This is a genomic window from Kitasatospora sp. NPDC058046 (assembly GCF_042885595.1).
GTDB lineage: Bacteria > Actinomycetota > Actinomycetes > Streptomycetales > Streptomycetaceae > Kitasatospora.
On the sequence record NZ_JBHVRS010000021.1, the window covers coordinates 1 to 26153 of the forward strand.

The 26153-nt window shown below is 74.3% G+C and carries 24 protein-coding genes; 14 read left to right on the forward strand and 10 right to left on the reverse strand.

Translation table 11 applies throughout. From position 1 onward, the window contains the following. Nucleotides 1-7: 7 nt before the first annotated feature. The 3 genes from ACFVU7_RS33170 to ACFVU7_RS33180 form a co-directional block, all read right to left on the reverse strand. The gene (locus tag ACFVU7_RS33170; RefSeq protein ID WP_117485437.1) at nt 8-1483 is read right to left on the reverse strand and encodes an FAD-binding protein; all 1476 of its coding nucleotides are present in this window, start codon (nt 1481-1483) and stop codon (nt 8-10) included. Between the two features lie 1650 nt (nt 1484-3133). After that, nucleotides 3134-5065: a flavin-containing monooxygenase gene (locus tag ACFVU7_RS33175; RefSeq protein ID WP_388048761.1), complete on the reverse strand. Its 1932-nt coding sequence runs from the start codon at nt 5063-5065 to the stop codon at nt 3134-3136. A 44-nt stretch (nt 5066-5109) separates the two neighbouring features. After that, nucleotides 5110-6003, reverse strand: a complete 894-nt coding sequence (locus ACFVU7_RS33180; protein WP_074006253.1) for a class I SAM-dependent methyltransferase — start codon at nt 6001-6003, stop codon at nt 5110-5112. A gap of 1405 nt (nt 6004-7408) precedes the next feature. Between ACFVU7_RS33180 and ACFVU7_RS33185 the strand changes: the two genes are divergently transcribed. From ACFVU7_RS33185 to ACFVU7_RS33195, 3 genes are read left to right on the forward strand one after another with little or no spacing between them, the layout of a single operon-like run. Then, complete coding sequence (locus ACFVU7_RS33185; RefSeq protein ID WP_049656300.1) at nt 7409-7669, forward strand: hypothetical protein; 261 nt, start codon at nt 7409-7411, stop codon at nt 7667-7669. 41 nt (nt 7670-7710) lie between these two features. After that, complete coding sequence (locus ACFVU7_RS33190; RefSeq protein WP_049656304.1) at nt 7711-8697, forward strand: 3-oxoacyl-ACP synthase III family protein; 987 nt, start codon at nt 7711-7713, stop codon at nt 8695-8697. Further along, nucleotides 8694-9449 (forward strand): SDR family NAD(P)-dependent oxidoreductase, encoded by a 756-nt coding sequence (locus ACFVU7_RS33195; protein ID WP_049656301.1) that lies wholly within the window; start codon nt 8694-8696, stop codon nt 9447-9449. The genes ACFVU7_RS33190 and ACFVU7_RS33195 overlap by 4 nt, the downstream gene beginning before the upstream one ends. 412 nt (nt 9450-9861) lie before the next feature. Here ACFVU7_RS33195 and ACFVU7_RS33200 read toward each other — a convergent pair whose 3' ends face one another. After that, nucleotides 9862-10263, reverse strand: coding sequence for an Imm7 family immunity protein (locus ACFVU7_RS33200; RefSeq protein ID WP_388048763.1), 402 nt, complete (start codon nt 10261-10263; stop codon nt 9862-9864). Nucleotides 10264-10438: 175 nt separating this feature from the next. Here ACFVU7_RS33200 and ACFVU7_RS33205 point away from each other — a divergent pair, with 175 nt between their 5' ends. From ACFVU7_RS33205 to ACFVU7_RS33215, 3 genes are all read left to right on the forward strand, one after another. Next, nucleotides 10439-12094, forward strand: a complete 1656-nt coding sequence (locus ACFVU7_RS33205) for an alpha/beta fold hydrolase (RefSeq protein WP_388048765.1) — start codon at nt 10439-10441, stop codon at nt 12092-12094. Between the two features lie 258 nt (nt 12095-12352). Beyond that, entirely contained in the window at nt 12353-12790 is a 438-nt protein-coding gene (locus ACFVU7_RS33210; protein ID WP_387820634.1) for a VOC family protein, read from the forward strand. Nucleotides 12791-13119: 329 nt separating this feature from the next. Next, nucleotides 13120-13665 carry an SMI1/KNR4 family protein gene (locus ACFVU7_RS33215; protein ID WP_388048767.1) on the forward strand — a complete coding sequence of 182 codons (546 nt, stop codon included), beginning with the start codon at nt 13120-13122 and terminating at the stop codon, nt 13663-13665. Between the two features lie 489 nt (nt 13666-14154). On the opposite strand, the gene ACFVU7_RS33220 is transcribed toward ACFVU7_RS33215, so the two are convergent. Next, nucleotides 14155-14811, reverse strand: a complete 657-nt coding sequence (locus tag ACFVU7_RS33220) for a TetR/AcrR family transcriptional regulator (protein ID WP_388048769.1) — start codon at nt 14809-14811, stop codon at nt 14155-14157. Between the two features lie 122 nt (nt 14812-14933). Here ACFVU7_RS33220 and ACFVU7_RS33225 point away from each other — a divergent pair, with 122 nt between their 5' ends. Beyond that, nucleotides 14934-15986: an alpha/beta fold hydrolase gene (locus tag ACFVU7_RS33225; RefSeq protein ID WP_388048771.1), complete on the forward strand. Its 1053-nt coding sequence runs from the start codon at nt 14934-14936 to the stop codon at nt 15984-15986. A gap of 238 nt (nt 15987-16224) precedes the next feature. Here the strand turns inward: ACFVU7_RS33225 and tpx are convergent, their stop codons facing one another. Beyond that, nucleotides 16225-16725 carry a thiol peroxidase gene (tpx, locus tag ACFVU7_RS33230; RefSeq protein ID WP_049659074.1) on the reverse strand — a complete coding sequence of 167 codons (501 nt, stop codon included), beginning with the start codon at nt 16723-16725 and terminating at the stop codon, nt 16225-16227. 511 nt (nt 16726-17236) lie between these two features. Beyond that, complete coding sequence (locus tag ACFVU7_RS33235; protein ID WP_388048773.1) at nt 17237-18220, reverse strand: oxidoreductase; 984 nt, start codon at nt 18218-18220, stop codon at nt 17237-17239. An 82-nt stretch (nt 18221-18302) separates the two neighbouring features. Between ACFVU7_RS33235 and ACFVU7_RS33240 the strand changes: the two genes are divergently transcribed. Continuing rightward, entirely contained in the window at nt 18303-18983 is a 681-nt protein-coding gene (locus ACFVU7_RS33240; protein WP_388048775.1) for a TetR family transcriptional regulator, read from the forward strand. A 152-nt stretch (nt 18984-19135) separates the two neighbouring features. Here the strand turns inward: ACFVU7_RS33240 and ACFVU7_RS33245 are convergent, their stop codons facing one another. Then, a complete protein-coding gene (locus ACFVU7_RS33245) occupies nt 19136-19498 on the reverse strand; it encodes a hypothetical protein (RefSeq protein WP_049661667.1) in 363 nt (120 codons plus the stop codon). Between the two features lie 374 nt (nt 19499-19872). Between ACFVU7_RS33245 and ACFVU7_RS33250 the strand changes: the two genes are divergently transcribed. The 5 genes from ACFVU7_RS33250 to ACFVU7_RS33270 all read left to right on the forward strand — a co-directional run bounded on the left by ACFVU7_RS33250 (nt 19873) and on the right by ACFVU7_RS33270 (nt 23420). Beyond that, a complete protein-coding gene (locus ACFVU7_RS33250) occupies nt 19873-20259 on the forward strand; it encodes a VOC family protein (RefSeq protein ID WP_049660971.1) in 387 nt (128 codons plus the stop codon). Between the two features lie 107 nt (nt 20260-20366). After that, entirely contained in the window at nt 20367-20684 is a 318-nt protein-coding gene (locus ACFVU7_RS33255) for a helix-turn-helix transcriptional regulator (protein WP_198959518.1), read from the forward strand. A 101-nt stretch (nt 20685-20785) separates the two neighbouring features. Continuing rightward, nucleotides 20786-22030: an MFS transporter gene (locus ACFVU7_RS33260; RefSeq protein ID WP_388048777.1), complete on the forward strand. Its 1245-nt coding sequence runs from the start codon at nt 20786-20788 to the stop codon at nt 22028-22030. A 227-nt stretch (nt 22031-22257) separates the two neighbouring features. Next, a complete protein-coding gene (locus ACFVU7_RS33265) occupies nt 22258-22680 on the forward strand; it encodes a YwqJ-related putative deaminase (RefSeq protein WP_388048778.1) in 423 nt (140 codons plus the stop codon). Then, the gene (locus ACFVU7_RS33270) at nt 22677-23420 is read left to right on the forward strand and encodes an SUKH-3 domain-containing protein (protein ID WP_388048779.1); all 744 of its coding nucleotides are present in this window, start codon (nt 22677-22679) and stop codon (nt 23418-23420) included. Before ACFVU7_RS33265 ends, ACFVU7_RS33270 begins: the two co-directional genes overlap by 4 nt. 102 nt (nt 23421-23522) lie before the next feature. Here the strand turns inward: ACFVU7_RS33270 and ACFVU7_RS33275 are convergent, their stop codons facing one another. After that, nucleotides 23523-24491, reverse strand: coding sequence for a phosphotransferase family protein (locus ACFVU7_RS33275; protein WP_388048780.1), 969 nt, complete (start codon nt 24489-24491; stop codon nt 23523-23525). Between the two features lie 184 nt (nt 24492-24675). Here ACFVU7_RS33275 and ACFVU7_RS33280 point away from each other — a divergent pair, with 184 nt between their 5' ends. Continuing rightward, nucleotides 24676-25671 carry a zinc-dependent alcohol dehydrogenase family protein gene (locus ACFVU7_RS33280; RefSeq protein ID WP_388048782.1) on the forward strand — a complete coding sequence of 332 codons (996 nt, stop codon included), beginning with the start codon at nt 24676-24678 and terminating at the stop codon, nt 25669-25671. A 45-nt stretch (nt 25672-25716) separates the two neighbouring features. Here ACFVU7_RS33280 and ACFVU7_RS33285 read toward each other — a convergent pair whose 3' ends face one another. Then, on the reverse strand, nt 25717-26016 hold the full coding sequence (locus ACFVU7_RS33285; RefSeq protein ID WP_375874208.1) for an ArsR/SmtB family transcription factor: 300 nt from the start codon (nt 26014-26016) through the stop codon (nt 25717-25719). Between the last annotated feature and the right edge of the window lie 137 nt (nt 26017-26153).

A 26153-nucleotide genomic window follows, 5' to 3' on the forward strand; every position in this document is an offset into this window, starting at 1 on the left:
TTGTGTGTTAGGGGAAGATGTTTTGGCCGGGGGTGAGGGTGTGGGTGGGGTCGTAGGTGTTTTTGGCGTTGGTGAGGGTGGTCCAGTGGGGGCCGTAGTGGTTTTGCCAGTCGGTTTGGGTCATGTTGGGGATGGCGCCGACGAGGTAGCGTTTGGCGCCGAGTTGGGTGGCGGTGTTGTAGAGGGTGCGGTTGCGGGTGAGGGCGGGTTGGGGGTTGGTGTTGGGGTGGGGGAAGGCGAGGAAGTCGAAGAGGTAGGTGGTGGGTTCGTTGGGGGTGATGGCGAGGGGGTGGGTGAGTTTGTTGGTGTGGAAGGGGTAGCAGAGGAGGAGGCCGGCGCCGATGTCGTCGGGGGTGATGTGGGGGAGGGCTTGGTTGAGGAAGGTGGGGGTGGTGGTGGCGGGGAGGAAGAGGGAGAGCCAGGGTTTGGGGGCGTTCCAGTAGCCGAGGTTTTTGATGGTGTCGGCGAAGGTGTCGGCGCGGTAGGTGTAGTCGCGGTAGGTGGTGTCGTTGGTTTCGGTGGTGGTGGGGTTGAGTCCGGTGAGGAGGGTTTGGGGGTTGGGGGGTGTGGTGTTGTAGTGGGCGACGGCTTCGATTTTGTAGCGGGGGGGTTGTCCGTTGGGTTGGATGAGGATTTCGCCGACTTGGGAGGGGAAGCGGCCGTCGTTGAGGATGGTTTGTTGGTCGGTGAGGAAGGTGTGTTGGTCGTTGTAGGTGAGGGTGAGGACGAGGGCGCGTGTGGGGGCGGGGATGAGTTTGACGGTGGCGCGGGTGATGATGCCGACTTGGCCGGCGCCGGCGAGGGCGGTGTGGAAGAGGTCGGGGTTGCGGGTGGGGGTGGCGGTGAGGATGCGGCCGGTGCCGGTGACGATTTCGATGGATTCGACGGTGTCGGCTTGGAGGCCGTGTTTGTGGACGGTGGAGCCGATGCCGCCGATGCTGATGGTGCCGCCGATGGAGAGGTGGAGGTAGTCGGTGAGGCAGGGGGGTGTGAGGTTTTGGGCGAGGGCGGCGTCGGTGAGTTGGGCCCAGGTGACGCCGGCGTCGACGGTGGCGTTGGTGGGGGTGATGGTGTGGATGCGGTTGAGGGCGCGGGCGTTGATGCTGATGCCGCCGGCGGCGCCGGCTTGGCCGTAGTTGGAGTGTGATTCGAGGTCGTTGCCGGTGCCGCTTTGGCCGTTCATGGCGACTTTGAGGCCGTTGTGGCGGGCGTAGTTGATGATGTTGGCGATGTCGTGGGGGCCGGCGGGGTTGAGGACGGCGTAGGGGGTGGTGGTGGTGAGGCGGCCGAAGTCGTGGGCGTGGGCGGTGGTGGTGGTGGGGTTGGTGGTGAGGGTGCCTTGGAGGGGGGGTAGGGGGGCGATGTGGCCGGGGGGTGTGGGGGTGTTGGTGGTGGCCCAGGTGCGGGTGGTGGTGTTGAAGCCGATGATGGTGGCGGCGGCTGCGGTGAGGAGGGTGCGTCGGGTGAGGTCGGGGTGGGTCATGCGGGGTGGTCTCCTTGGTGGTGTGGGTGGTTGGTGGTGGGGGGTGGTGGGCGGGCCTGGTTGGTGCGGTGTTCGCGGGGCCGGCGCCCTGGAGGGTGTTAAGTCTCTTTAGCGCCGGGGTGGTTGTGGGCGGTGTCCGGGCCGGTGGTGGTGGCGTCCTGGCCGGGCGGCCGGGTGGCGGTGTCCGGGTGCGCTGGGTGGTGTCCTTGGGCGGGCGGGTCGCGGCGGCCCTGTTGGTCCGGGGTGGTGCGGGAGAGGGGTGACCGACCGGGCCATGGGGCCGGTCGGCGAAGTGAAGTCCCGTTCGTTTCGGGCTTGTTGATGCTGGTATGGGACCTCGGTCTTGCCTGCCTGCCGGTCCTGTCCGGCCCCCTGTCGGTTTCTCCGGTGTTGCTGTACTGCGACGGCGTCCGTCCGTACTGGTTCCTGCTGGGGCTGCCGGCCCCGCTGGCTCTGCCGTTTCGCTCTTGCTGTCCTGCTCCAGCCGGTCGTACTGGCCGCTTCTGCCGGTTTCACCGCAGTGGTCGTACCGGTTGTTCCTGTCGACTGCTTCTACTGGCGTCGTTGTTGCCAGTGCACGGGCTTCGTCGGTTCGGGCCGTGCTGGTCTTCGGGTTCTGCCGGCCGGTGCCCTGTTGATCTGATCGTCGTGGCCTTGCGGGCCGTTCCTGCTGGCCCGTGCCGACCGCTTCCAGCGCTCTGGTCCTTGCCGACTGTTCCTGCTGTCGGTACTGGTCCTGGTGCTCTGGTTTTGCGGGTATCGCCGGTGGTTCCTGCCGGTCCCGTCGCCCAGGTGGACCGGCCCTTCTCGGTCGTGCCGTGGTGCGAGTACGTCCGTCCGTGCTGGCTCCTGCTGGTGCTGCCGGCCCTGCCGGCCCTGTCGGCCTCACCGGCCCGGTCCTGGCGGCTGCCCGGGTGGCTCTGCTGGCCCGGTCGTTCCGGCGCTGCCTGTTCGCTGGTGGTACTGGTTGTGGTGGTGCGGGGCTGGTTCTCTTGCTGTTCTGCTTCAGCTGGTCGCGCCGGCCGGTCTTGTTGGTCCGGCCGTAGTGGCTGTACCGGCTCTCCTGCTGGGCCGTTCCTGCTGGCCCGTGCCGACCGCTTCCAGCGTTCTGGTCCTTGCCGGCTGTTCCTGCTGTCGGTACTGGTTCTGGTGTCCTGGTTTTGCGGGTGTCGCCGGTGGTTCCTGCCGGTCCCGTCGTTCCGAGCGCATCGGCCTTCTCGGTCTTGCCGTGCCGGCGGTGTTGGGTGTTCCTGCCGGTCTTCGGGTCTCACCGCATTTGGCTTCGTTGGTCCTGGCCGTGCTGGCTTTTGCCGCTGCCTGGTGCCCGGTGCCCGGTGCCCGCGCCGTGGGCTGTGTGTTGTTGCTGTGGGGTGGGTGGCCGGTCCGTGGTGTGGGCCGGCCTGTCCGTTGTCCCCTTGCTCGTTGTCCCTTGCCCGTTGTTCTTGTTCCCGGTGCCGGTTGTCCCTGTCCGCGTGTCCTTGCCCCGTTGTCCGTTGGCCTTGTCCGTGTCCCGGTGCCTGTTGGCCTTGTTGGTGTGTCCTCGTCCTTGTTGAGGCCGTGGGCGCGTGCGTGCGGGTGTGGGCGCGGGTGGCCGTTGGCGTGCGTGCGGCCGTGGCGGCGGTGGGTGCCGTGCGTGGGTGTGGGGGTGGGTTAGGGGTTGGGGGTGTGGTTGGTGTGGGTGGTGGTTTGGTAGTTGGTGAGGTCGAAGGTGCGGGTTTGGTGGCGGAAGCGCCAGGTGTAGGTGGGCCAGATGGAGGGGTTGTTGCCTTTGGTGTCGGTGTACCAGCTGGTGCAGCCGCCGGTGTTCCAGACGGTGTTTTTGAGGCGGTTTTGGAGGGTGTTGTTGTAGGTGGTCTGGGCGTGGGGGTGGACGTCGAGGGTGGTGAGGTGGTGGGTGTGGAGGGTTTTGAGGGCGGCGAGGATGTAGGTGATCTGGGCTTCGATCATGACGGTTTGGGAGGAGTGGCCGAGGGTGGTGTTGGGGCCGAGGAGCATGAAGAGGTTGGGGAAGCCGTGGATGGTGGTGCCGCGGTGGGCGGTCATGCCGTCGCGGTTCCAGGTGTCGGCGAGGGTGTGTCCGTTTCGGCCGTGGATGAGGTGGGCGACGGGGCGGTCGGTGGCGGTGAAGCCGGTGGCGAGGATGATGGTGTCGATGTGGCGGGTGGTGCCGTCGGTGGTGGTGATGTGGGTGGGGCCGATGCGGGTGATGGTGTCGGAGACGATGTCGACGTTGGGTTGTTGGATGGCGGGGTACCAGGTGTTGGAGAAGAGGAGGCGTTTGCAGCCGACGGTGTAGTCGGGGGTGAGGCGCTTGCGCAGGGCGGGGTCGGTGACGGATTTTTTGAGGTGGCCGGCGGCCATGTTCTTCATGCCGGTGGTGCGGGAGGGGCGGGACATGAAGAACGCGACGATTTCGCGGCCGTGTTTGTTGAAGGTGCGGCGGAAGCGCTGGTAGCCGGGGAGGTGGCGGAGCATCCAGGTGTGGCGGGGGGTGTTGGGCTTGTCGGGTTTGGCGGCGACCCAGGGGGGTGTGCGCTGGTAGAGGTCGAGGCGGTTGACGTCGGGTTGGATGGCGGGGACGAACTGGATGGCGGAGGCGCCGGTGCCGATGACGGCGACGTCGCGGCCGGTCAGGTCGTGGTCGTGGTTCCAGCGTGAGGAGTGGAAGACGGTTCCGGTGAAGGTGTCGAGGCCGGGGATGTTGGGGATGGCGGGGTCGGAGAGGTAGCCGGTGCCGGTGATGAGGGCCTGGGCGGTGTAGCGGCCGTGTTTGGTGCGGATGTCCCAGTGGTGGTGGGTGTCGTTCCAGGTGGCGTCGAGGAGTTCGTGGTCGTAGCGCAGGTGGGGGTCGACGCCGTGTCGGGTGGCGCAGTCCTTGAGGTAGGCGTGGACTTCGGCCTGGGTGGCGAAGGTGGATTTCCAGTCGGGGTTGCGGGCGAAGGAGTAGGAGTAGAGGTGGGCCTGGACGTCGCAGGCGCAGCCGGGGTAGGTGTTGTCGCGCCAGGTGCCGCCGAGGTCGGTGGCGCGTTCGAAGACGAGGAAGTCGTCGATGCCGGCTTTGAGGAGGCCGATGGCGGTGCCGAGGCCGGAGATGCCGGCGCCGATGACGGCGACTTTGAGGTGGCGGACGGCGAGGTCGCCGGTGGGGTGGGGGGCGGTGGCGTGTTCGGTGCCGGCGGTGGTGCCGGCGGCGGCGACGGTGATGGCCGTGGCGGTGGCCGTACGGGTGCCGGTGCCGGTGGTGCGGGGCGGGGTGCGGGGGGCGGTCGTGGTGGCGGCCGTGCCGGAGGCGGCCGTGCCCGTGCCGGAGGCGGAGGCACTGCCGGTCGTGCCCGTGCTGGTTCCCGTACCGGTGGCCGTGCTGCTGCCGCTGCCGGGGGCCGTGGCCGTACCGCTGCCGGCCTTGCCGGTGCTCGCGGTGCCGGTGCCGGTGCTGGCGGTGTTGGTGCCCGCGTTGGTGTTGGTGGTGGGGGTGGGGGCCACCCCCGCCGCCGGGGCTGTGCCGGTGCTGGCGTCGGTGGGTGTGCCGGTGCCGGTGGTGGTGGTGTTGGTGGTGCGGTTGGGGGCGGGGGTGGTGGTCATGGCGTCGGTGTCCTTGTCTCGGGTGTCCTGGGTGGGCCCGGGGGTCAGGCGCGGCGGGTGAGGGTGACGCGGAAGTTGTTGAAGATGTGGTCTTCGAGGGTGTAGGCGAAGATGTCGAGGTAGCGCTCGAAGCGGGCGACGGTGGTCTCGTCGGTCATGGTGACGGCTTCGTCGCGGCGGGCGGCGAGGAGTTGGAGCCAGGCGCGGCAGGCGCGGGCGAAGGACTCGGGTTCGTTGCGGATCTCGGTGACCTCGAAGAGGCCGTCGAGGCCGGCGGCGAGTTCGGGCAGGCGGGGGATGTGGCAGCCTTCGAACTCCTCGCGCTGGAGGAATTTGAGGTCGTCGAGGAGCTGGCGGCGCAGTGGGGGGTTCTCGACGGTCATGGTGTGCAGGACGAAGCGGGCGCCGGGCTTGAGCAGGGAGTGGACCTGCTTGAAGAAGACGCGGTAGCGCTGGGTGCGCTCTTTGGGGGTGAGGGAGGACAGGACGAAGTGTTCGAGGGCGTTGATGCAGAACGCGGCGTCGTAGGGGGCCTGGCCGTCGGCGAGGCGGTGGTCTTCCCAGCTTTCGACGCGGGCTTCGATGGCGGGGTTGTTCAGGGCGTCGACGAAGTCGGCCTGGGTGCGGGAGAGGGTGACGCCGACGGCCTTCTTGACGCCGTGGACGGTGGTGAGGCGGTTGAGCATGGTGCCCCAGCCGCAGCCGATGTCCAGGACGGTGTCGGTGTGGGCGGCGCGGGCGAGGTCGGTGAAGGCGTCGAGTTTGCGTTCCTGGGCCTCGTCGAGGACGGCGACGAGGTCCTCGCCGTCCTCCCAGTAGCCGCCGGAGTACATCATGGTGGGGCCGAGGATGAGCCGGTAGAGCTCGTTGGGGACCTCGTAGTGGTGGCGGATGGCCTCGACGTCGGGGTTGATGGTGCGGGCTTCGACGGTGGTCATGGGATGGGGCCCCTCGGTTGACGGTTGTGGGTGTGTGGGGTTGTCGGACGGCGGTGGGTCGGCCGGTGCGGGGTGGGCGGGTGGGCGGCCCGGTCGGGCCGTTTCCGTGGTGGCCGGCCCGGTGCGGGCCGGGGTGACAGGTCCGGCCGCTGTCCTGGTGCCTGCCGTGGGCGGCTGGGTGCCGTCCGGTGTCCGGCGGTGGTCTTGCTGAACTCGGCCGCGACCCCGGGTGGTTGGTGCCGTCCGGGAGAACGGTCGGGCCGTTCGGTGCCGCGTGGTGTGGTGCTGGGCCGGCCGTCGTTCAGGGCGGCTGGGTGCCGTCCGGTGTGCGGCGGTGGTTCCGGCTGAACTCGGCCGCTGTCCCGGGTGGTTGGTGTCGTCCGGGGCGGGCGGTGCGGCCGTTCGTGGTTCTTCGGTGTCTGCCGTGTCGGGCGGCTGGGTGACGCCCGGGTGGTCTTGCTGAACTCGGCCGTGTCCCCGGGTGGTTGGTGTCGTCCGGGGTGGCGGGTGCGGTGTCCGGCCGGGTGGTCGGTGGCGCCTGGTGCGGTGCCGGGCCGGTGTTGCGCGGTGGTCGCCGTGCGGGCCGGTACGGCGGGGTGGTGCGGGGGCGGGGCTCGGGGTGGTGTGCGTGCGGGTGCGGTGTGTTGTGGGTCAGGTAAGCGTGTGTCTCGCAAGCGGTGCGCAAGGGGGCGGGGGGTGGGTGGGTTGCGGGCCGGTTGCGTGGGGGCGGGTTTCATGCGGTTTCGGCAAGACACGCGGCCCCCACGGCCTGTCGCGGGGGGTGCTTCGGTTCCCGGGTGGTGTCGACCGCTGTTCCCGGGGGGTCGTGCCGTGTTGTTCCGGAGGGTTCTCCCGCCGGCTGTCCCACCAGTTCCGCTCGTCGTTCCGCCTGTTCCGCCTGCTTGTTGTCCGTCCGTCCGTTCCTTGTGGCCGTGTGTCCGCTCGTTCGTCCGTCCCCTCGGTGCCGTGTGTGGTGTGTTCCCGGGGGCGGGGTGCGGGGGCGCGTGTCCGGGGGCCGGCCGGGGGTGGCGGGGGCGGGGGTGGCGGTGCGGTGGTGCGGGTGGCCGGGAGGGTTCTCCGGAGCGGTGCGGTGCGGGTCCGCGGGTACGGGTTCGCCCGAGCCCTGTACGGGTTCACCCGGGCCCTGTACGGGTTCGCCCGGGCCCTGTGCGGGGTGTCGCCGAGGCGCCCGGTTCCGTCTGCCCGTCTGCCGGCCCGCTCGTGTCCGTTCGTCCGCCAGTCCGTCTGCCCGCCCGTCCGCGTTTGTCGGCCGGCCGGTGGGCGGGGTGGTCGGGGTACGGGTGCGGGGCGGGGTGGCGGCGGTTGTTCCTGGCATGTTCATTCGACGCGTTGACGTGCCCATCACCCGGGAAACGGGGGTGGGCGAGGAGAGGAACGATCACTGATGTCTCAGATTCCCACGATCGAGGACCTGGCCCAGCAGCTCCAGGCGGTCTCCGGCGCTCAGGAGATCGACGCGGACGCCGCGCTGCAGCACATCGCGGACGTCGACTCGCTGGACCTGATGGAGTGGCTGTACGGCTTCCAGAACCAGTACCCGCACATCCCGGCGGACGAGTCGCTGTTCGCGGACATCGACGACACGACGACGCTGCGGGTGGTCCACGAGCGGATCCTGGCGCTCGTGCCGGCCGAGGCCAACTGAGAACCCGGCGCGGGCGGGCGGACGAGGAGAGGGGTCGGGTGGTGAGCGGTTTCGACGTCACCGGCTGGGGCATGTCGGTGCCCGAACGGGTGGTGACCAGTGCCGAGCTCGCGGAGCGTTTCGGCGTGGACGAGCACTGGATCGTCTCGCGGTGCGGGATCCGTGAGCGCAGGGCGGTGGGCCCGGGGCAGACCACGGCGTCGATGGCCGTGGAGGCCGGGCGCCGGGCCCTGGAACGCGCGGGCCTGACGGGCGCGGACATCGCGCACCTGATCGTGGCGACGGCGACCCCGGAGCAGCCCTCGCCGGCGACGTCGGCGTTCGTCCACGACGAGCTGGGCATCGCGGGCAGCGCCCACGACGTGAACTCCGAGTGCGCCGGCTTCGTGTACGGGCTGGTGACCGCGGCGGGCCTGCTGCGCATGGACCCGCGCCCGATCCTGCTGATCGGCTCGGACACCCACACGCTGACCGCGAACCCGCGGGACCGGGACCTGTCGATCCTGGTCGGCGACGGCGCGGGAGCGGTGGTCCTGCGGCCGGGCGCGGTGGACCGCATCCGGGCGTGGAACCTGGGCGCGGACGGCTCGTGCAAGAACAGCCTGAAGGTGCTGGCCGGGGGCTCGCGGATGCCCACCACCGAGCGGACCGTCGCCGAGGGCCTGCACTACGCGCAGATCAACGGCAACGAGATCTACCTGAACGCCGTGCGCTACACGGTGCGCACGATCCGCGAGACGCTGGAGCAGGCGAAGATCACACCGCAGGACGTCGACCACGTCATCCCGCACCAGGCGAACATCCGGATCATCAACTCGGTGCTCTCCCACACGGGGATCCCCGCGGACCGGCTGGTGACGAACCTGGAGCGCTACGGGAACACCGCGTCGGCGTCGATCCCGATCGCGCTGGCGGAGGCCCTGGACTCGGGTCGGGTCAAGGACGGCGACACGGTGCTGCTGGCCGGGTTCGGCGCGGGCATGACGTGGGGCTCGGTCCTGCTGACGTGGGGAGGGGTGGCGCGGTGAGCGGCAAGGACGCCTTCGGCGCCAGGCCCGACTCCCCGGTGGCGCTGGTCACCGGCGCCTCCGGGGGGCTGGGCAGCGAGCTGGCGCTGGCGCTGGACGCGGCGGGCTGCCGGGTCGCGGTGCACTACAACAGCTCCCGGGCCGGGGCGGAGAAGGTCGCCGCCCAGCTGGTCAACGACCACGTGCTGGTGAGCGGCTCGGTCGCCGACTGGGACGCGGTCACCGCGATGTACGAGCAGGTCAAGGCCGCGCTGGGGCCGGTGGACGTGCTCGTCAACAACGGGGCGGTCCGCAAGGACGCGCTGATGGCGATGCAGAACCCCGCCGAGTGGCGGCAGGTGATCGACACGAACCTCGTCGGCTCCTTCCACACCGCCAGGGCGTGCGTGCCGGCGATGCTGCGCGCCCGCTGGGGGCGGGTGGTGAACATCGTCTCCCCGTCGGCGCTGATCGCCACCGCCGGGCAGACCGCCTACTCGGCGTCCAAGGCCGGCCTGATCGGGCTGACCCGCACGCTCGCGGCGGAGTGCGGCCGCCGGGGGGTGACCGTCAACGCCCTGTCACCCGGCTTCATGATCACCGGCATGACGGACACCCTGCCCGAGCACGTGGTGGCGGGCATGCGGGAGAAGGTCCCGGTGCCGCGGTTCGTCACCCCGCGCGAGGTCGCCCGCTCGATCACGCTGTTCCTCGACCAGGACTGCATGACCGGCCAGGTCATCAGCATCGACTCGGGGGCCTCCATCACCTGACCCGGCGCCCCGGGCACCCGTCCGCCCCGGGTGTGTCCGCCCGGGGCCGGGCCGCCGGACCCGTCCGTCCGGGGTGGCCGGGTCCGTCCGCCCGGGTCCGCTCCGGGCCGGACCGGTTCCCGGTCTGCGGGTCGCCTCGTGCCGCGCCCTCTCGGCCCCCTGTCCGGCCCCGTGCCGGACAGGGGGCCGAGGGGGCGCACCCGCGTTCCCGCTCGGGGGTGTCGCGGCAGGCCCCGGCCGGGCGCGCGGCAGCCCCGCCCCGCCCCGCCCGCTACCGCCCGCCGGCCGCTCCGGAAGCCGCCCGCCCGCCACCGCCCGCCGGCCGTCCCGGAAGCCGCCCGCCCGCCTGGCCGGCCTGTGGCCGGCCGGCGTTGTCGTTCCCCTCGCGGGCGGGTCCGGCCGGCGTCGCGTCCTACCCCTGGAACGGGTCCTCCAGGACGGGGACGCAGGGTGACAGCAGCGGATCCGCGTGCTCGCTCACCCGTCCGCGGGCCATCCTGTGGACGAGGACCTCGTTCTCACGGCCGGGGTCCTCGTCGTCGCGTACGTGCAGCAGGCCGTAGGAGCCCGGCGCCCGTTCACCGACCTCGCGGAAGAACGCCGGGATCCGCGCGTCACGGTGGTTCGTGAAGCCGCCGAGGTGGACGAACACCTCCCCGTTCATCCACCGCAGATCGAGCAGGTACGGGCTGCCGATCTCCCGGATGCGCTCCTCGATACCCCCGGCGATCAGGTGGAGACGGTCGTCGTCGTACTCCTCGTCGTCGGCGCCGGCGCTCTCCAGAACCTTGATCCAGCCGTGGTACTCGAACATGGGCCGCAGCCTACCGAGCGGCCGACCGGCGCCCGTGCCGTCGGTGCTGTGGGTGGTGCCGGTGGTGACGGTGGTGTGTCAGTGGCGGGACAGCGTCCTGCCGGTGTGCCGACAGCGGTCGACGCAAGACTCGGTGACGCCCGATCAGGAACACACGACGACGAGGGAGCCGCCCGTGCCCCGACCCCGGCCCGCCACCGCCTTCCGCACCGCCTTCCGTACCGCTTCGCGTACCGCGTTCCGTGCCGCCACCGCCGTGCTCGTGCTGGCGGCCCTGGCCCCGGCCCACACCGCGACCGCCGCGCCCGCCGCGACCGCCGACAACCCCGCCGCGCCCGCCGCGCCCGTGCCGCGCCTGCACTGGGACGGGCCCTGCGCCCAGGGCTTCGAGTGCGCCACCGCCGCCGTGCCGACGGACTACCGCGACCCGCGGGGAACACCCCTGGACCTGGCCCTGATCCGCCACCGCGCCACCGACCCGGCCCACCGCATCGGCTCGCTGTTCTTCAACCCCGGCGGCCCGGGCATCCCCGGCACCGCGGCCCTGCCCGCCGTCTACGGCCTCTTCCCCGAACAGGTCCGCCGGCGCTTCGACATCGTCAGCTTCGACCCGCGCGGCACCGGCGCCTCCACCACCCTCCACTGCTTCCCCGACCCCGCCGCCGAACAGGCCCTCCTCGACGGCCTGCCCGCCGGCTTCCCGACCGCCGCCGACCAGCAGAGCGCCTGGACCCGCGCCTACACCGGCCTCGCCCGCCACTGCGCCGACAACGACACCACCGGCCTGCTCGCCCACCTGTCCACCGCCGACACCGCCCGCGACCTCGACGTGCTGCGCCAGGCCGTCGGCGACCGGCGCCTCACCTACTGGGGCACCTCGTACGGGACCCTGCTCGGCGCCGTCTACGCCAACCTCTTCCCCGACCGGGTACGCGCGATGGTCCTGGACAGCGCCCTGGACCCGCGCGCCTGGTCCACCGGCCGCACCCCCCAGCAGCGCGCCCTGCCCCCGTTCCTGCGCACCGGCAGCGACCTCGCCTCCGCCCGCACCCTGGACGCCTTCCTCGAACGCTGCGCCGCCGCCGGCCCCGCGGCGTGCGCGTTCGCGGCGGGCGACGCGGACGCGACCCGCGCCAGGTTCGCCGCCCTCCTGGAGCGGCTGCGGCGCGGGCCGCTCGCGCCCGGCACGCCGGCGCGGGAGGTGACCTACGCCTTTGCGGTGTCCACCGTGGCGTCGATGCTGTACACGGCCGCGCCGCTGCCGGGCGTCCCCGACAGCGGCTGGGCGGCCCTGGGCGTGTGGCTGCAGGAGCTGTGGACCGCCCCCGACGCACCGCCCGCCCCCGCCCCCGCTCCGGCACCGGCGCCGGGCGCGCTGTCGGGGCAGGCGCAGACCCTGGGCACCCTGTGCGCGGACACCGTCAACCCGCCCGCCGGCGCCGACTACCCGGCCCTGGCCGCCCTCGCCGAGACGCGCTCCGGCGCCGTCGGCCCGTACTGGGTGTGGCAGACCCAGCGCTGCGCGTCCTGGCCCTCCCCGGCCGCCCGGGACCGCTACGACGGGCCGTGGGACCGCCGCACCGCCGCGCCCGTGCTGGTCGTCGCGAACACCGGTGACCCGGCCTGGCCCTACGAGGGCTCGCGCGCGATGGCCGACACCCTCGCCGGGGCCCGTCTGCTGAGCGTCGACGGTTACGGGCACACCGTCCTGGGCAACCCGAGCGCCTGCGCGGCCGGGGCGCAGGAGCGCTACCTGGTGGAGGGGCGGCTGCCGGAGCCCGGGACGGTCTGCGCGCCGGACCGCCGGCCGTTCGCCCCGCCGGGCGCGTAACGCTCCGGGGACGGCGGTGGCGGTGGCGGCTGCATGGGCCGCCGCCGTCGCCGTCGCGGTCGGGGCGGTGCCCGTGCCCCCCTTTGCGCGGCGCGGGCCCGCCCCCTGCCGAGGGCGGGTCGGTTCCGGGGCCCGGGCGGGTCGTTGCGGGTCGCGGTCCGCGTCGTGCGGGGCGCCCGCCGGCGGTGGTGGCCGTGGTGTCGGCGGTGGTGTCGGCGGCGGGCGGTACGGTCGCGGCATCCGAGCGAGGAGGGCCGCATGGCGACCGGGTGGAGCCTGACGATCGACTGCGCGCACCCGGCGAGGCTGGCCGGGTTCTGGGCGCTGGCGCTGGGCTACGTGCACAGGCCCGCGCCGGCGGGGTTCGGGAGCTGGGAGGAGTGGCTCTCCTATCACGGGGTCCCGCGGGAGGAGTGGGACGACGGCGCGTACCTCTGCGATCCCGAGGGGACGGGTCCCGCCCTGTCCTTCCTGAAGGTGCCGGAGCCGAAGGCGGTGAAGAACCGGGTGCACGTGGACGTGCAGGCCGGCGGCGGCCGTGGGACGCCGTGGGAGGTGCGGTGGCCGCGCGTGGTCGAGGCGGTGGAGCGGCTGACCGCCGCGGGGGCGACGGTGGTCCGTGAGGAGGAGCTGCGGGGCAGGCCCGACCATGTGGTGATGGCCGATCCGGAGGGCAACGAGTTCTGCGTGGTCTGACAACGGACATTCCCCTCCCGGAGGCCGCGGCCCCCGGCATCCGGGATCCCGGGTGCCGTCCCGGCCGATCCGGTCCACCCGGCCGGGCGGCCCGGCCGGCGCCGTCGGTCCCGTGTCGTTCGAGGGCTGCCGGTCAGGTCTTCGCGGTTCACGACGCGCGGTATGGCGCGCTCTGCGGGTGCCCGGAAGTCCGCCGCTCCGCTGCCCTGGGCGGTCGGGGCCCGGCGGGACGGGCGCTGGTCCGACAGCCCGCTCGACCTTCACCGGGCGGGACGCCGGGCAGTACGGTGACCGACCGGAACCCGCCACCCACGAAAGGGGACACCGCCATGGTCCACCCGGCCGTCACCCGCCTCTCGGCCCTGATCGGGGAGCCGGGAACCCCGGGCGACAGCGTCGACTGGGACGAACTGGCCCGCACCACGGGCCTGCGCCTGCCCGCCGACTACCGCGACTTCGTCGCGCTCTACGGCGGCGGCGAGCTGGACGAGTACCTCGGCGTCAGCACGCCGCCGGTGGACGGCTCCCCGTACGGCGACCTCCTCGACGCACTGGACTTCGACCCCCGGCAGGAGCCGGCCGCACCCACCGGCGCCGCCCCGGAGGACCTGGAGCAGGGCAGGCTCCTGCCCTTCGCGGGCAGCGCCAATGGCGACGTGGTCTTCTGGCTCTGCGACACCCGCGACCCGGACAGCTGGGACGTCGTCGTCTTCAAGCGCCAGCCCGCATACCGGGAGGAACGCTGGGTCCGCTTCGCGGCGGGCTTCGGCGACTTCCTGGCCGGAACCCTCGACGGCACGCTGGCGAACCCCTTCGGCGACAGCGGCTTCACCAGGACCCCGCACACCTACCGCCACTGGCGCCGGCCGCTGTGACCCGCACGGCGTCCGCACGCGGCCACCGGCTGCCGGTGGCCTGAGCGGGGCTGCCGGTGGTCAACGGCCCTCTCGCCCGGCCCCGTTGGCTTTCCCGGGTCCGCTCGGCGGCGGGCGGCCACGATCGGGGCCGGCCGCCGCATCCCGCTCACCGCGCTCACCGCGCCCGCCGCCTCCCGGCGTCCGGTCCCACCCCCGGCGACGGTCGCCTCCGGTGGCGACGGGAACGGCAACTCCCTGAACAGGGAGCGTGGTTGCGTCGCGGCCGCCGGCTGTTGGCCGCCCGGAACCCGCTACGGGCCCGGTGGGAACACGTGACCCGTTGCGTACCGTCACCGGTCGCAGGACGTGGGCCAGGACCTTGTTCCGGGGCCGCTCGTCCGGTTCCGGGGGAGTGGTCGTCCTGCCCGGCGTGCGCGGGCATGCCGTCGGGCCGACGGCGCCCCCTTCGCCGGGCCGGGGCCGGGGCCGGGGGAGGGGCGGCCGGTGTCAGGGGCGGTGCCGGGGGGCGGTGGCCCGGTTCCCGCCCGTCAGGCCGTCGAGGACCAGGTCCGTCAGGCGTTCGGGCAGGTCCGGTTCGTCGGGGCGGTGGCCGAGCAGGCAGCGGGTCTGGAGGGGGGCGCAGAGCAGTTCCAGTGCCAGGGCGGTGTCGGTGTCCGGGGGGAGTTCCCCGCGGTCCACGGCCCGGGCGATGATGGCGCCGGCCTGGTCGAGGCGGGAGTGCCAGAAGGTCTGCCAGGCCTCGGCGAGGTCGGGGTCGTCGGCGCTGAGGGCGGCGGCCCGGGCGACGGAGCGGCCGGTGGGGGTGGCGAGGTAGCGGGCCAGGGCGCGGGCGAAGGCGGCCAGGTCGGTGCGGACGGCCCCGGTGTCGGGGACGGGGACGCCCTCGTTGCTGCCGGTGAGCATGGCGTCCAGGACGAGTTTCTCCCGGGTGCCCCAACGCCGGTACACGGTGGTCTCGTTGACGCCGGCGCGGGCCGCGACCCCGGCGACGGTGAGCCGGTCGACGCCCTCCTCGGCCAGTACCTGCGCGGCGGCGTCCAGGACGGCCTGGCGCACGCGCGCGGCGCGCCCGCCCGGGCGGCGGCGCACCGGCTGCGGCTCCGACTCCGGGTGCGGCTGCGGGTGTGGCTCGTGTTCGGTCATGTCGATCACCTCGGCCACCACACTAACGCAGGGCCGCTTGCGTTAGGCGCCGGTGCGGGCGCATAGTCGTTAACGCAAGTGTTCCGGCTTTAAGAAGCTTGAGTGCGACAGGAGGCACCACCATGTCCTTCACCTGGCCCCTGGACCCGCGGGACCTGTTCGTCGAGCGCTACCCGCAGATGACCCTCGGCCTGCCCGCCGGCGAGGTGGACGCGGTCCGCGCCGCCGTCACCGTGATGTGGCCCGACCGGCCCGGCGGCTGGGTGTACGAGTGGTCCGCCCTCGCCGCCCGCCACGCCGCCGCCGGGCGCCACCGCGAGGCCGCGCAGGCGTACGGCTGGGCCAAGTTCCCCTCCCTCGCCGACGGGCCCAAGCGCACCGCGCTCGCCCGCCAGGTCGAGCAGTACGTCCTCGCCGCCCCCGGCTTCCCGGTGGAGTTCGAGCGCCGCGTCCTCACCGTCCCCCACCGCGGCGGCGAGGCCGCCGTGCCGGTCCACCTGATGGCCGCCCCCGGCCTGCCCGCCGACGCGCCCCTCGTCCTGGCCAGCGGCGGCGTGGACTCCTGGAAGACCGACCTGCACGGCATGTGGGAGCAGCTCGCGTTCGCCCTGCCGGCGCGGCTGCTGCTGTTCGACCTCCCCGGCACCGGCGAGAGCGCCCACCTGCCGATGACCCCGCACGGCGGGGACGAGGTGATCGCCGCACTGGTCGCCTTCGCCCGCGCGGTCGGCAACGGGAGGGTCGGCCACTTCGGCATCTCGATGGGCGGCTACTACTCCGCCCGCACCGGGCTGACCGGGGCGGTGGACGCCTCCGTGGTGCTCGGCGGCCCGGTCGAGCGCGCCTTCGCCCCCGGCCGCGGCTTCGCCTTCGGCATGGACGGCATCGTCGGCAACGCCCTGGGCTTCGACACCGCGCCCACCAGGGCCGAACTCGACGCGGCCTTCGCCGGATTCGACCTGCGCCCGCTGCTGGACCGGGACGCCAACGGGCCGATGCTGGTCGTCAACGGCACCGAGGACGTCCACGTCCCCCAGGCCGACACCCTGGTGTTCGAGGGCCGCCGCGACACCCGCGTCGAACTGATCCCGGACACCGGCCACTGCGCCGTCTCCCGCTTCGGCGAGGCGATGGCCCTGATCGCCCCCTGGCTGAAGGACACCCTGGCCGCCTGAACCGGCTGCCCCGGCGCCCCGCCACGAGACGCCCGCCACGAGACGCCCGCCGCGGGACGCCCGCCACGGGACGCCCGCCACGGCGGTCGTCCTCCGCCCGGCGCGTCCGGGACGGGCAAAAGCGACGGCGGCCCGCCCCCCGTCCTGCCCGTCCCGCCGGAGCGGGGACGGGCGGGACGCGGGGGGCGGGCCGCCGCACCACAAAAGGGGTCGGCACCGCGGGCGCGGTGCCGGCCGGTCAGACGAGGGCGGCGAGCGCGGCCTCGTAGTTCGGCTCGTCGGCGATCTCCGCGACCAGCTCGGTGTGCAGGACGGTGTCGTTCTCGTCCAGGACGACGACCGCGCGCGCCGTCAGCCCGGCCAGCGGACCGTCGGCGATCGCCACACCGTAGACGTCGTGGAAGTCCCGCCCGCGCAGGGTGGACAGCGTCTTGACGTTCTCCAGGCCCTCCGCGCCGCAGAACCGGGCCTGCGCGAACGGCAGGTCCGCCGACACGCACAGCACCACGGTGTTCTCCAGCGAACCCGCCTTGGCGTTGAACGTGCGCACCGAGGTCGCGCAGGTCGGGGTGTCGATGCTGGGGAAGATGTTCAGGACCTTGCGCCGACCCGCGAAGTCCTTCAGCGACACGTCCGCGAGCCCCTCGCCGACCAGCGTGAACGACGGCGCCTGGCTGCCGGCGGCCGGCAGCGCGCCACCGACCTGCACCGGGTTCCCCTTCAGCGTGACCTGAGCCATGAAAAGCCTCCTACCAGCAGTGTGTACGGGATGCAACGCCGCCGATCCTACTGCCCGCCCCCACCCCCGCCCGGGGCGACCGCCAATACCGGACACCCCGACCGGCCGGAACAGGAAACGGCAGCGGGAAGCGGGAACAGGGACCCGGACAGGGAAGCGGCGAACCGGCCCGCACGGGGCCCACCCCGCGGGCCCCGCCGCACAGACCGTCAACCCGCCCACCACACGCCCCCGCCCGCCGTACGGCCGCGCCCTGCGCCGGTGGTGTCCGGCCGCCCCCTGGCCGGGACCGGTCCGGCGTTCCCGGCGGACGGGGGCGGGCGACGGGTGGGCCGGGACCTGCCGCCCGGTCACGGGGGAGGCGGCACCCGCGGGCGCGCCTGCCGCCGCGGCCCCGGCCGCCGTCGCCGTCGGGCCGTGTCCGCTGCCGTAGCGCGGTCCCCCCGTGCCCCGCTGCGCCCCACCGCGCCGCGCCGGTCGTGACCTCCCCTCACCCCCTCCCGCCCCGGGGTCAGGCGCCGTCCGCCGCGGGCACGGTGAACCGCAGCCCGGTCAGTTCCTGCGACACCTCCCACAGCCGCCGGCCCGCCCGCGGGTCCTGGGCGCGAGGGGCGGGCGAGGTCAGCGCCGGGGCCCCGCGCAGTTCGCCCGGTCCGCCCGGCCCGTACAGCTCCCCGCCGCGCACCCCGGGGGCGGTCGCCGCGTGCAGCTGCGCCAGCGCCCCGCGGGCGGGCGTCTGCGCGAGCGGGCGCAGCAGGCGCCCGAACAGCAGCCGCACCGGTGCGACGGCGCCGGCGCGGGGCAGGGCGGTGGCGGCGTAGCCGGGGTGGGCGAGCACGCTGCGCACGGGGCTGCGGGCGGCGCTCAGGCGGCGGTGGAGTTCGAGGGCGAAGAGGGCGCCCGCGAGTTTGGACTGGTTGTAGTGGCCCATGGGGGAGTAGGCGCGCTCGCCGGTGAGGTCGTCGAAGTCGACGCGGGCGCGGCGGTGGTTGGCGGAGGTGACGGTGACCACGCGGGGGTCGCGGCCCTGGGCGAGCAGGTCGATCAGGTGGGCGGTGAGGGCGAAGTGGCCGAGGTGGTTGACGGCGAACTGGAGCTCGTGGCCGTGCGGGGTGAGGGTGCGCGGGGGTGCCATGACGCCGGCGTTGTTGACCAGGACGTCGGGGTGGACGCCGTCGGCGCGCAGGCGGGTCGCGAAGGCGTGCACGGAGCGGGGGTCGCCGAGGTCCAGGCGGCGTACCTCCAGGCGGGCGGCGGGGTGGGCGGCGCTCACGCGGGCCGCGGCGCGCCGGCCCTTGTCCTCGTCGCGTACGGCGAGTACGACGCGGGCGCCGCGGCGGGCGAGGGCGTCGGTGGTGGCCAGGCCCAGGCCGCTCGCGGCGCCGGTGACGACGAACACCCGCCCGTCCAGGTCCGGTTGCGGCTCCGGGCCGGGGTCCGGCGCGGGGGCGGGGCTGTGGTCGGGGGCGTGGTTGCTTCGGGGCGTACGACTCATACGGCTCAAGGTGCCCTTCCTGTCACCAAGTGTCAAGATGGGCATTGGGCGTCGTGTGTGGCGTGGGAGCTAGGATGGGGCGGTGACCTCCCGACCCGCCGCCACCCTGGCCCAGCGCAAACGCCAGCTCGTGGCCGACGAGCTGACGCGGGCGGCGCTGGAGCTGCTGGCGGGCGGCGGGTTCGACGCCGTCACGGTGGACGAGATCGCCACCGCCGCGGGGGTGTCCAAGCGGACGTTCTTCCGCTACTTCGCGTCCAAGGAGGACGTGGTCGTCCGGTTCCTGGGCGCGCTCGGCGCGGCGATGCGCGAGGAGCTGGCCCGCCGCCCGGCGGGGGAGGCGCCCTCGGTGGCGCTGCGGCACGCGGTGTGGCGCAGCGTCGAGGACTGCGCCGGCCACGAGGAGCGCGCCCGCCAGGTGGTGCGGCTGGTCCTGTCCACCCCCGCCCTGCTCGCGCGCTTCCTGGAGCGCCAGGCGCAGTGGCGCGACGACCTCGCCGAGGAGCTCGCCGCCCGCCTCGGCCTGGACGCCGGGCGCGAGCTGTACCCGCGGCTGGCCGCGGACATGGCGCTGGCGGCCTTCCACACGGTGCTCCAGCGCTGGAGTGCCGACGACGACGCTGCCGGTGGCGCCTCCGGTGGCGGTGGCGGCGCGGCGGTGGACCCCGCCGCGCTGACCGGGAGCTGCTTCGCCGTCATCGCCCCGGCCCTGGACGCCGTCGTGCGCGCCCCCGCTCCCGGCGGCGCCCCCGCCACGGCTTGACCCCTGCGGCGCCGTCGGGCCGCGCCGCCCTCCCGGTCGCCCCGCGGTATCCGGGAAGGCGCCCGCCCCGCGGTGCCCGCGGAGGGGTCCGCGGGCGCCTTGCCGGGCGGGCCGTCACCGTACGGGTGCGGGCGCCGGTCCGGGCGGCCGGGTCAGTTGAAGACCACGACGTCGGTGCGCATCGGCAGCGGGCTGTTCCACCCGATGCTGATCTTGAAGGTCACCACGCCGTTGCCCGGGGCGATGCTCGAGACCTGGAAGGCCGCGGCGCCGACGAACCGGTTGCCGTTGGAGTCGATCTCGGAGGCCGTGATGACGACCGTCGAGTCGATCCCGATGACGTTCCAGGACAGCTGGAGGTTGAAGGTCCCGTTGCCCGGGCTCCACGTCCACCAGGCCCGGTTCACGGAGCCGACGTTGCCGCCGATGGCCGCGAGGCCCTCGTCCCGGCCGGCGGGCAGCGAGCTGTGCGTGATCTGCGGGACCTCGGAGGCGGAAGGTTCGACTGCGGCCATGGCGGCACTCCCTGCGCCGGGAGGGCCCCCCACGAGCCCTCCGGATACCCAGAGTGTCCGCCGTTGCGCACAGCGTCACAATCACTCGTGCGAGTGAACCACCGGCGCGCCGCCGTGCCACCCGCGCCACCGCGGCCCCGGGCCGCGCGCCGCCCGGCGCGCACCGCCCGCCACCCGCCCGCCGGCTGCCGACCCGTCAGTCCGCGGCCCGTCCCACCCCGCCCCGCGTCCCGCGCGGCTTGCCCGCGGCCGGGCGGTGGCCGACGGTGGAGTGCGAAACGCGCCGCGCGGCCCCGCCCGCCCGCGCGCACCGCCGCCCACCCGCCCGCCCGGGCCCGAACCACCCGGGCCCGAGCCACCCGAGGGAGCCCCCCGTGAGGATCAACCTGGCCAGCGTCTTCGTCGACGACCAGGACAAGGCCCTGCGCTTCTACACCGACGTGCTGGGGTTCGTGAAGAAGGCCGACGTCCCGCTCGGCGACCACAGCTGGCTCACCGTCGTGTCGCCCGAACAGCCCGACGGCACCGAGCTGCTCCTGGAGCCCGACCGGCACCCCGCCGCCAGGGCCTACGTCGCGGCCCTGGCCGCCGACGGCATCCCCGCCACCTCCTTCGCCGTGGACGACGTGCACGCCGAGTACGAGCGCCTGCGCGCCCTGGGCGTGCGCTTCACCCAGGCGCCGCTGGCCATGGGGCCGGTGACCACCGCCGTCCTGGACGACACCTGCGGCAACCTCCTCCAGATCGCCCAGTACCACTGACCCCCGCCCCGGGCGGGCCCCCGAGGGCGCCCCGCCTTGACACCCCGGATCGTATCCAGAATATTAGATACGTCCCGAGGGGCCGGACGGCGGAAGGAGCGTGTGCGGTGGACCTGGACCCGCTGGCCGTGCACAAGGCGCTCGCCAACCCGGCGCGCGCGGACTTCCTGCGCTGGCTCAAGACGCCCGAGCGCTACTTCGACGAGCCGTACTACCGCGAGCGCGGCGTCGGCTTCCACATCGGCGTGTGCGTCACCGACATCCAGGAGCGCTCGGGGCTGTCCCAGTCGGTGGTCTCCGGCTACCTCCAGATCCTGCGCGAGGCCGGGCTGCTGGTGTCCGAGCGCGTCGGCAAGTGGACGTTCTACCGGCGCGACGAGGAGACCATCGCCGCCTTCGCCGCGTACGTGCGCGACGAACTCTGACCCCGTCCCACCCCGCTTCGGGGGGCGCCCGCCCGGCGCCCCCTTTTCTTCGACCCAAACGCATCCAACTATCTAGATTTGTGTATCCAATGGAGGCTGTCGTGCCACGCACCGCTCCCGCCCGAAACGCCCTGGCCGTCCCGGTCCTGGCACTGGGCGTGTTCGGCATCATCACCACCGAGATGGGCGTCGTCGGCGTCCTGCCCTCCCTGGCCGAACGCCTGCACGTCACCCCCGCCGCCGCCGGATGGCTGGTCGGCGCCTTCGCCCTCACCGTCGCCGCCACCGGCCCCGTCGGCGTCCTGCTCGCCTCCCGGCTGCGCCGCAAGACCGTCCTGGCCGCGGCGCTCGCCCTCTTCGCCGTCTCCAACGCCGTCTACGCGCTCGGCCACTCCTTCCCGCTCGTCCTGGCGTTCCGGATCCTGCCCGCGCTGCTCCACCCCGTCTTCTTCGCCCTCGCCCTGACCGCCGCCACCCGCCTGGCCGCGCCCGGCAAGGCCGCCCGCGCCGCCACCACCGTCTTCGCCGGCGTCAGCGCCGGCTTCGCGTTCGGCGTGCCCGTCACCTCCTACCTCGCCGAGCACATCTCCCTGCCCGCCGCGTTCTGGGCCGCCGGCGCCGTCAACCTCCTCGCCTGCGCCGGCGTCCTCGCCTTCTTCCCCGACCTGCCCGACACCGCGCCGCCCACCTACGCCGGACAGCTGGGCATCCTGCGCCGGCCCCGGCTGTGGCTGGCCGTCGCCGCCGTCACCCTGGTGTTCGCCGCGATGTTCAGCGGCTACGGCTACATCGCCGAGTACCTGGGGAGCGTCACCGGCCTCGCCCCCTCCCTCACCGGCCCCGTCCTGATGGCCTTCGGCGTCGTCATGACCGCCGGCAACATCCTCTTCGGCCGCCTGCTGGAACGCGGCCTCGTACGCACCGTCACCGCCTACCCGCTCCTCTACCTCGCCCTCTACCTCCTGGTCGACGCCGCCGGCCCCCACCCCCTGCCCATGCTCGCCGCCGTCCTGCTCTGGGGCGCCGTCCACTCCGGCGGCCTCGCCGTCGCCCAGGCCTGGCTCGCCCGCGACGCCACCGACGCCCCCGAGTTCGGCAACAGCCTCTTCATCTCCTTCTCCAACCTCGGCATCACCCTGGGCACCACCCTCGGCGGAGCCGTCGTCACCACCGCCGGCCCCCGCCACCTGCCCCTGGCCGGCGCCGCCCTCGCCGCCGCCGCCCTGGCCGCCGTCCTCCTGCGCCGCCGCCTGGACCCGCCCCGGCAGCCCCGGCCCGACCAGCAGGACGAGCCGCGGCAGGACGAGCCGCGGCACGAGGAGCCCCGGCCCGCCCCGGCCCCCTGACCGGCCCCGCCGGCCCGCGCCCCCTGCCCCGCCCCGGGCAGGGGGCGCACCCGCCCGCCGGCCCCCGACCCCCGCCCGTACCCGCGCCGCCCGCGCGGCCCGCACGCGGGAACCCCGGCGGCCCGCCGCGGACCACCGCTACCGTGTCACCGGCCCCCGCCACCGGCCGTCGCGGCGCTCCCGCGCGCCGCACCCGGCCACGACACGAGACGAGTTGATGCCGCACCATGTCCGACGACGACATACCGCCGGGCGTCGGCGCCGCACTGCTGCGCCCCGGGGCCGAGGCGGTGACGGCGACCAGCACGCACACCGCCACGACGGACGCGCACCCGGCCGTGCGGAGCCTGCCGGACCGGACCGCGCCCGCGATGCGCTCGCTGTTCCACGGGCGCTGCCCGGAGGTCGTCCTGCTGTCGCGGGTCGCCGCCGAGGCGCGGGCGGCGCTCGTCGCCGAAGGCGTCCACGACCCCGGGCACGACCGGGTCATCGAGCGCATGGGCCTGCTGCTGTCCGGGGCGGTGATCGCGGGCATCCTGCTGCGCGAGCCCGGCGATCCGGCGCACGAGCGCCCGATCCCGCCCTGCTCGTCGTGCGCACCCGCGCTCGACGCGCTCGGCGTGCGGGTCGTGGAGGTGCCCGCGCTGTGACGTCCCGTTTCCCCGCCCCCGTCCTCCACGCCCTGACCGCGGCCGGCTGGTACGAGGGCGTCCGCCTGCCCGAGCACGAACTGCGGGCCTGGCTGCGCTCGTGGGGAGACCCGGCCGCGTACTTCCCGGCCCCCGTGATGGCCGTGCCGCGGGAGTTCGGCGGCATGACCGTCCACCAGTACGGGCCGGGTGCGGACATGTCCCGGATGCCGTTTCGGATCGATCCCGGGGTCGGGCTCCACGCGGACCGGAGCCTGCGCGCCTACGGCGCGAGGTACGGCCCGGACCTGGTGCCCGTCGGGGAGTACGACCTGGGACGCGGGCGGCTCGCGATGGACGCCGAGGGCGCCGTCCACCTGTTCTGGGGCGACCTGTGGAAGGTCGCCGACTCCTTCGACGGCGCCCTGGTCGCCCTGGTCGAGGGCCGGCGCCCGAGGCGCCTCGACCCGGCCGCGCCGGCCCCGCTTCCCCCCGGCGAACCGGCGGACGAGGCCAGGGCCCGCGACCTGGCCCGCCACCGCGCCGTCCGGGGCGGCCCCCTCGGCGCGGTGGACGTCGTGCTCCGGGAGTTCGAGCTCGGCTGGCCGGCCTTCCCGGTCTTCGCCGACCCGGACCCGCTCGCGAACGTGGGCGCGGGCTGCCTGATCGTGGACCGCCGCAACGGCCTCGTCACGCAGATGCCCGCCCTGCCCGCCGACCGCGTCCTGGACATGTACCGCGCGTGGTACCCGGCCCGCTGACGCGCCGGCGGCACGTCCCGCCGCCCGCGTCGCGGCGGCACCGCGGCACCCGCCCGGGCACCCCGCGCCCCGGACCCCCGGGGGTCCGGGGCGCGGCCGGGTTCAGGCGTAGCGGTCGAACAGGGCCTGCAGGTAGTCCTCCAGGCGTCCCGTCAGCACGGCGGGCGTCAGGTCGGCGCGTCCCAGCTCGCGCCAGGGCTCGGCGACCTTCCGGGCGTCCGGGGCGAAGGCGAGGGCGTCCAGCAGCCGCCAGTACAGGTGGTCGCGGCCGGCGGCGAGGGTGCGGCCGCCGGCGGCGGTGTAGCGGTCGGCGAAGGCCAGGCCCGCCTCGGGGCCGTGCAGCAGGGCCAGGGCGGTGGAGCAGTGGGCGACGTCCAGGTCGGCCGGCCCCCAGGACGTCTCCACCCAGTCGACGACCCCGCTGACGGCCAGGTCGGCGCCCGCGCCGGTGAACAGCACGTTGCCGGGGTGGAAGTCGCGGTGCAGGAAGCAGGAGCGGTGCGCGGGCACCGCGCCGCCGATCACCTCCACCGCCCGCCGCCACAGCCCGGCGCGGGCGGTGCCCCCGGGCACCTCCACGCGCTCGGGGGCCGTCCACGCCTGCCAGGCGCGCGGCCGGTCCTCCTCGGCGACGTCGAGGGCGTGCACGGCGGCCAGCTGCGCGGCCAGCAGGCCCGCGCGCCGCCCCGCCTCCCCGTCCTCGGCCACCCGCACGGTGCCGGGCAGGTGCGTCATCAGCAGCGACGGGTGCTCGCACACCGCCCCCGACCCGTCCACCGCGCGCAGGCGCGCCGCCGGGACGCCGCCGCCCTCCAGCAGGCGCAGCACCGCCGCCTCGCGGGCCAGCAGCCCCGGGGCGTGGCGGCGGTAGAACAGCTTGACGAAGGAGCGCAGCACCAGCGCGTACGGGCCCGCGCCACCCGGGCGCTCCACGTCCACGCGGCGCATCCGCGAGGTCCACCCGCCCGTGAGCGCGCTCACCGCCGTGACGCGCTCACCGGGCGCGAGGAGCCCCTCCACCCACCGGCGCGTGCCGTCCCACCCCTGGCCCCAGTCCCCACCGTCGATCATGGACGGCAAGCCTACGCCCCCGCCCCCGCCCGACCCGCCCAGGGCAGGCCTGACGAAGAGTCAACTCCCGTACAACCACGGACAGAAGACCTCTATTCCGACAGGTGTCGAAGTTTGACAGGCGGGGCGCGCCCGGGGTTGGCTGGACGCCGATCCGCACCGCACCCAGGGGGAGGGGCCCGCCATGCCCAGGACCGTCGTCTTCGAGACCACCGGAGGACCGGAGGTACTGGCCGTACGCGAGCGCGCCCTGCCCGAACCCGGGCCCGGCGAACTGCGCCTGCGCGTGGCCGCGATCGGCCTCAACCGCGCCGAGGCCCTCTTCCGCGCCGGCACCTACCTGGAGCGGCCGCGCCTGCCCGCCACCCTCGGCTACGAGGCCAGCGGCACCGTGGAGGCCGTCGGCGAGGGCGTCACCGCCTTCACGCCCGGCGACCGCGTCGACACCGTGCCCGCGTTCTCCCAGAACGACTACGGCGTCTACGGCACCCACGTCCTGGTCCCCGCCCGCGCCGCCGTCCCCCACCCCGCCGGCCTCACCCCCGCCCAGGGCGCCGCCGTGTGGATGCCCTACCTCACCGCCTACGGCGCCCTCGCCGAGGACGGCCACCTGCGCCCCGGCGACCACGTGCTGATCACCGCCGCCGCCTCCGGCGTGGGCCTGGCCGCCATCCGCACCGCCCGCCGCCTGGGCGCCCACCCGATCGCCACCACCCGCACCCGCGCCAAGGCCCGGCACCTGCTGGACGCCGGCGCCGCCGAGGTCGTCGTCACCGGCGAGGACGACCTCCTCGCCCGCGTCGACGCGGCCACCGGCGGATCCGGCGTGCGCACCGTCCTCGACCCCGTCGCCGGACCCGGCGTCCTGACCCTCGCCCGCACCCTGGCCCCCGGCGGACGCCTGACCGTCTACGGCCGCCTCGACCCCCGCGACACCCCGATGCCCGGCCAGGACACCTTCGCCCCCGTCACCAGCCGCTTCTTCTCCATGCACGAGGTCACCCGGGACGACGAACGCCTGCGCCGCGCCCACGCGTTCGTCACCGCCGGCCTGGCCGACGGCTCCTTCACCCCCGCCGTCGACCGCGTCTTCGAAGGCCTCGACACCGTCGCCGAGGCCCACCGCTACCTGGAGGCCGGCACCCAGATCGGCAAGATCGTCCTGACCGTCGGCGACTGAACCACCACCCGAGGCCGAACCGCCGCCGCCGGGGCCGGCGGGCCCTCAGGCCCCCGGGGCCCGGCGGGCCTCCGCGTCGGCGGCGGCCACCACCGCCGCCAGCAGCCCCGGGAACCGCCGCTCCAACTCCTCGCTGCGCAGCGCGTTCATCTTGGTGGTGCCCACGTAGTACTGGCGCAGCAGCCCCGCCTCGCGCAGCACGCTGAAGTGGTGGCTGGAGGTCGAACGCCCCACCGGCAGGTCGAAGGAACCGCAGCTGAGATCGGCCCCCGAGTGCGCGAGCGTGCGCACCACCGTCCTGCGGGCCGGATCAGCGAGCGCCTCCAGCACCTGCTGGACGCTCACGTCCTCCACACCAGGGTGCACGATCACCCGCGCCGCCACGCGTGCCCGCCCCACACCCACCACCCCTTCCCAACACTCGACCCCCGTCTGTCCGACAGTCAAAAACCGCGCCGTGTGCGCGACTTCACGAGCACGAC

Excerpts from the sequence above, each read along its gene's own strand:
- ACFVU7_RS33200 (WP_388048763.1), bottom strand. The coding sequence starts at position 10,263 with ATGTTCGAGTACCACGGCTGGATCAAGGTTCTGGAGAGCGCCGGCGCC.
- ACFVU7_RS33215 (WP_388048767.1), top strand. The coding sequence starts at position 13,120 with ATGGTCCACCCGGCCGTCACCCGCCTCTCGGCCCTGATCGGGGAGCCG.
- ACFVU7_RS33170 (WP_117485437.1), bottom strand. The coding sequence starts at position 1,483 with ATGACCCACCCCGACCTCACCCGACGCACCCTCCTCACCGCAGCCGCC.
- tpx (WP_049659074.1), bottom strand. The coding sequence starts at position 16,725 with ATGGCTCAGGTCACGCTGAAGGGGAACCCGGTGCAGGTCGGTGGCGCG.
- ACFVU7_RS33185 (WP_049656300.1), top strand. The coding sequence starts at position 7,409 with ATGTCTCAGATTCCCACGATCGAGGACCTGGCCCAGCAGCTCCAGGCG.
- ACFVU7_RS33235 (WP_388048773.1), bottom strand. The coding sequence starts at position 18,220 with ATGAGTCGTACGCCCCGAAGCAACCACGCCCCCGACCACAGCCCCGCC.
- ACFVU7_RS33225 (WP_388048771.1), top strand. The coding sequence starts at position 14,934 with ATGTCCTTCACCTGGCCCCTGGACCCGCGGGACCTGTTCGTCGAGCGC.
- ACFVU7_RS33245 (WP_049661667.1), bottom strand. The coding sequence starts at position 19,498 with ATGGCCGCAGTCGAACCTTCCGCCTCCGAGGTCCCGCAGATCACGCAC.
- ACFVU7_RS33180 (WP_074006253.1), bottom strand. The coding sequence starts at position 6,003 with ATGACCACCGTCGAAGCCCGCACCATCAACCCCGACGTCGAGGCCATC.
- ACFVU7_RS33220 (WP_388048769.1), bottom strand. The coding sequence starts at position 14,811 with ATGACCGAACACGAGCCACACCCGCAGCCGCACCCGGAGTCGGAGCCG.
- ACFVU7_RS33275 (WP_388048780.1), bottom strand. The coding sequence starts at position 24,491 with ATGATCGACGGTGGGGACTGGGGCCAGGGGTGGGACGGCACGCGCCGG.
- ACFVU7_RS33175 (WP_388048761.1), bottom strand. The coding sequence starts at position 5,065 with ATGACCACCACCCCCGCCCCCAACCGCACCACCAACACCACCACCACC.
- ACFVU7_RS33280 (WP_388048782.1), top strand. The coding sequence starts at position 24,676 with ATGCCCAGGACCGTCGTCTTCGAGACCACCGGAGGACCGGAGGTACTG.
- ACFVU7_RS33210 (WP_387820634.1), top strand. The coding sequence starts at position 12,353 with ATGGCGACCGGGTGGAGCCTGACGATCGACTGCGCGCACCCGGCGAGG.
- ACFVU7_RS33265 (WP_388048778.1), top strand. The coding sequence starts at position 22,258 with ATGTCCGACGACGACATACCGCCGGGCGTCGGCGCCGCACTGCTGCGC.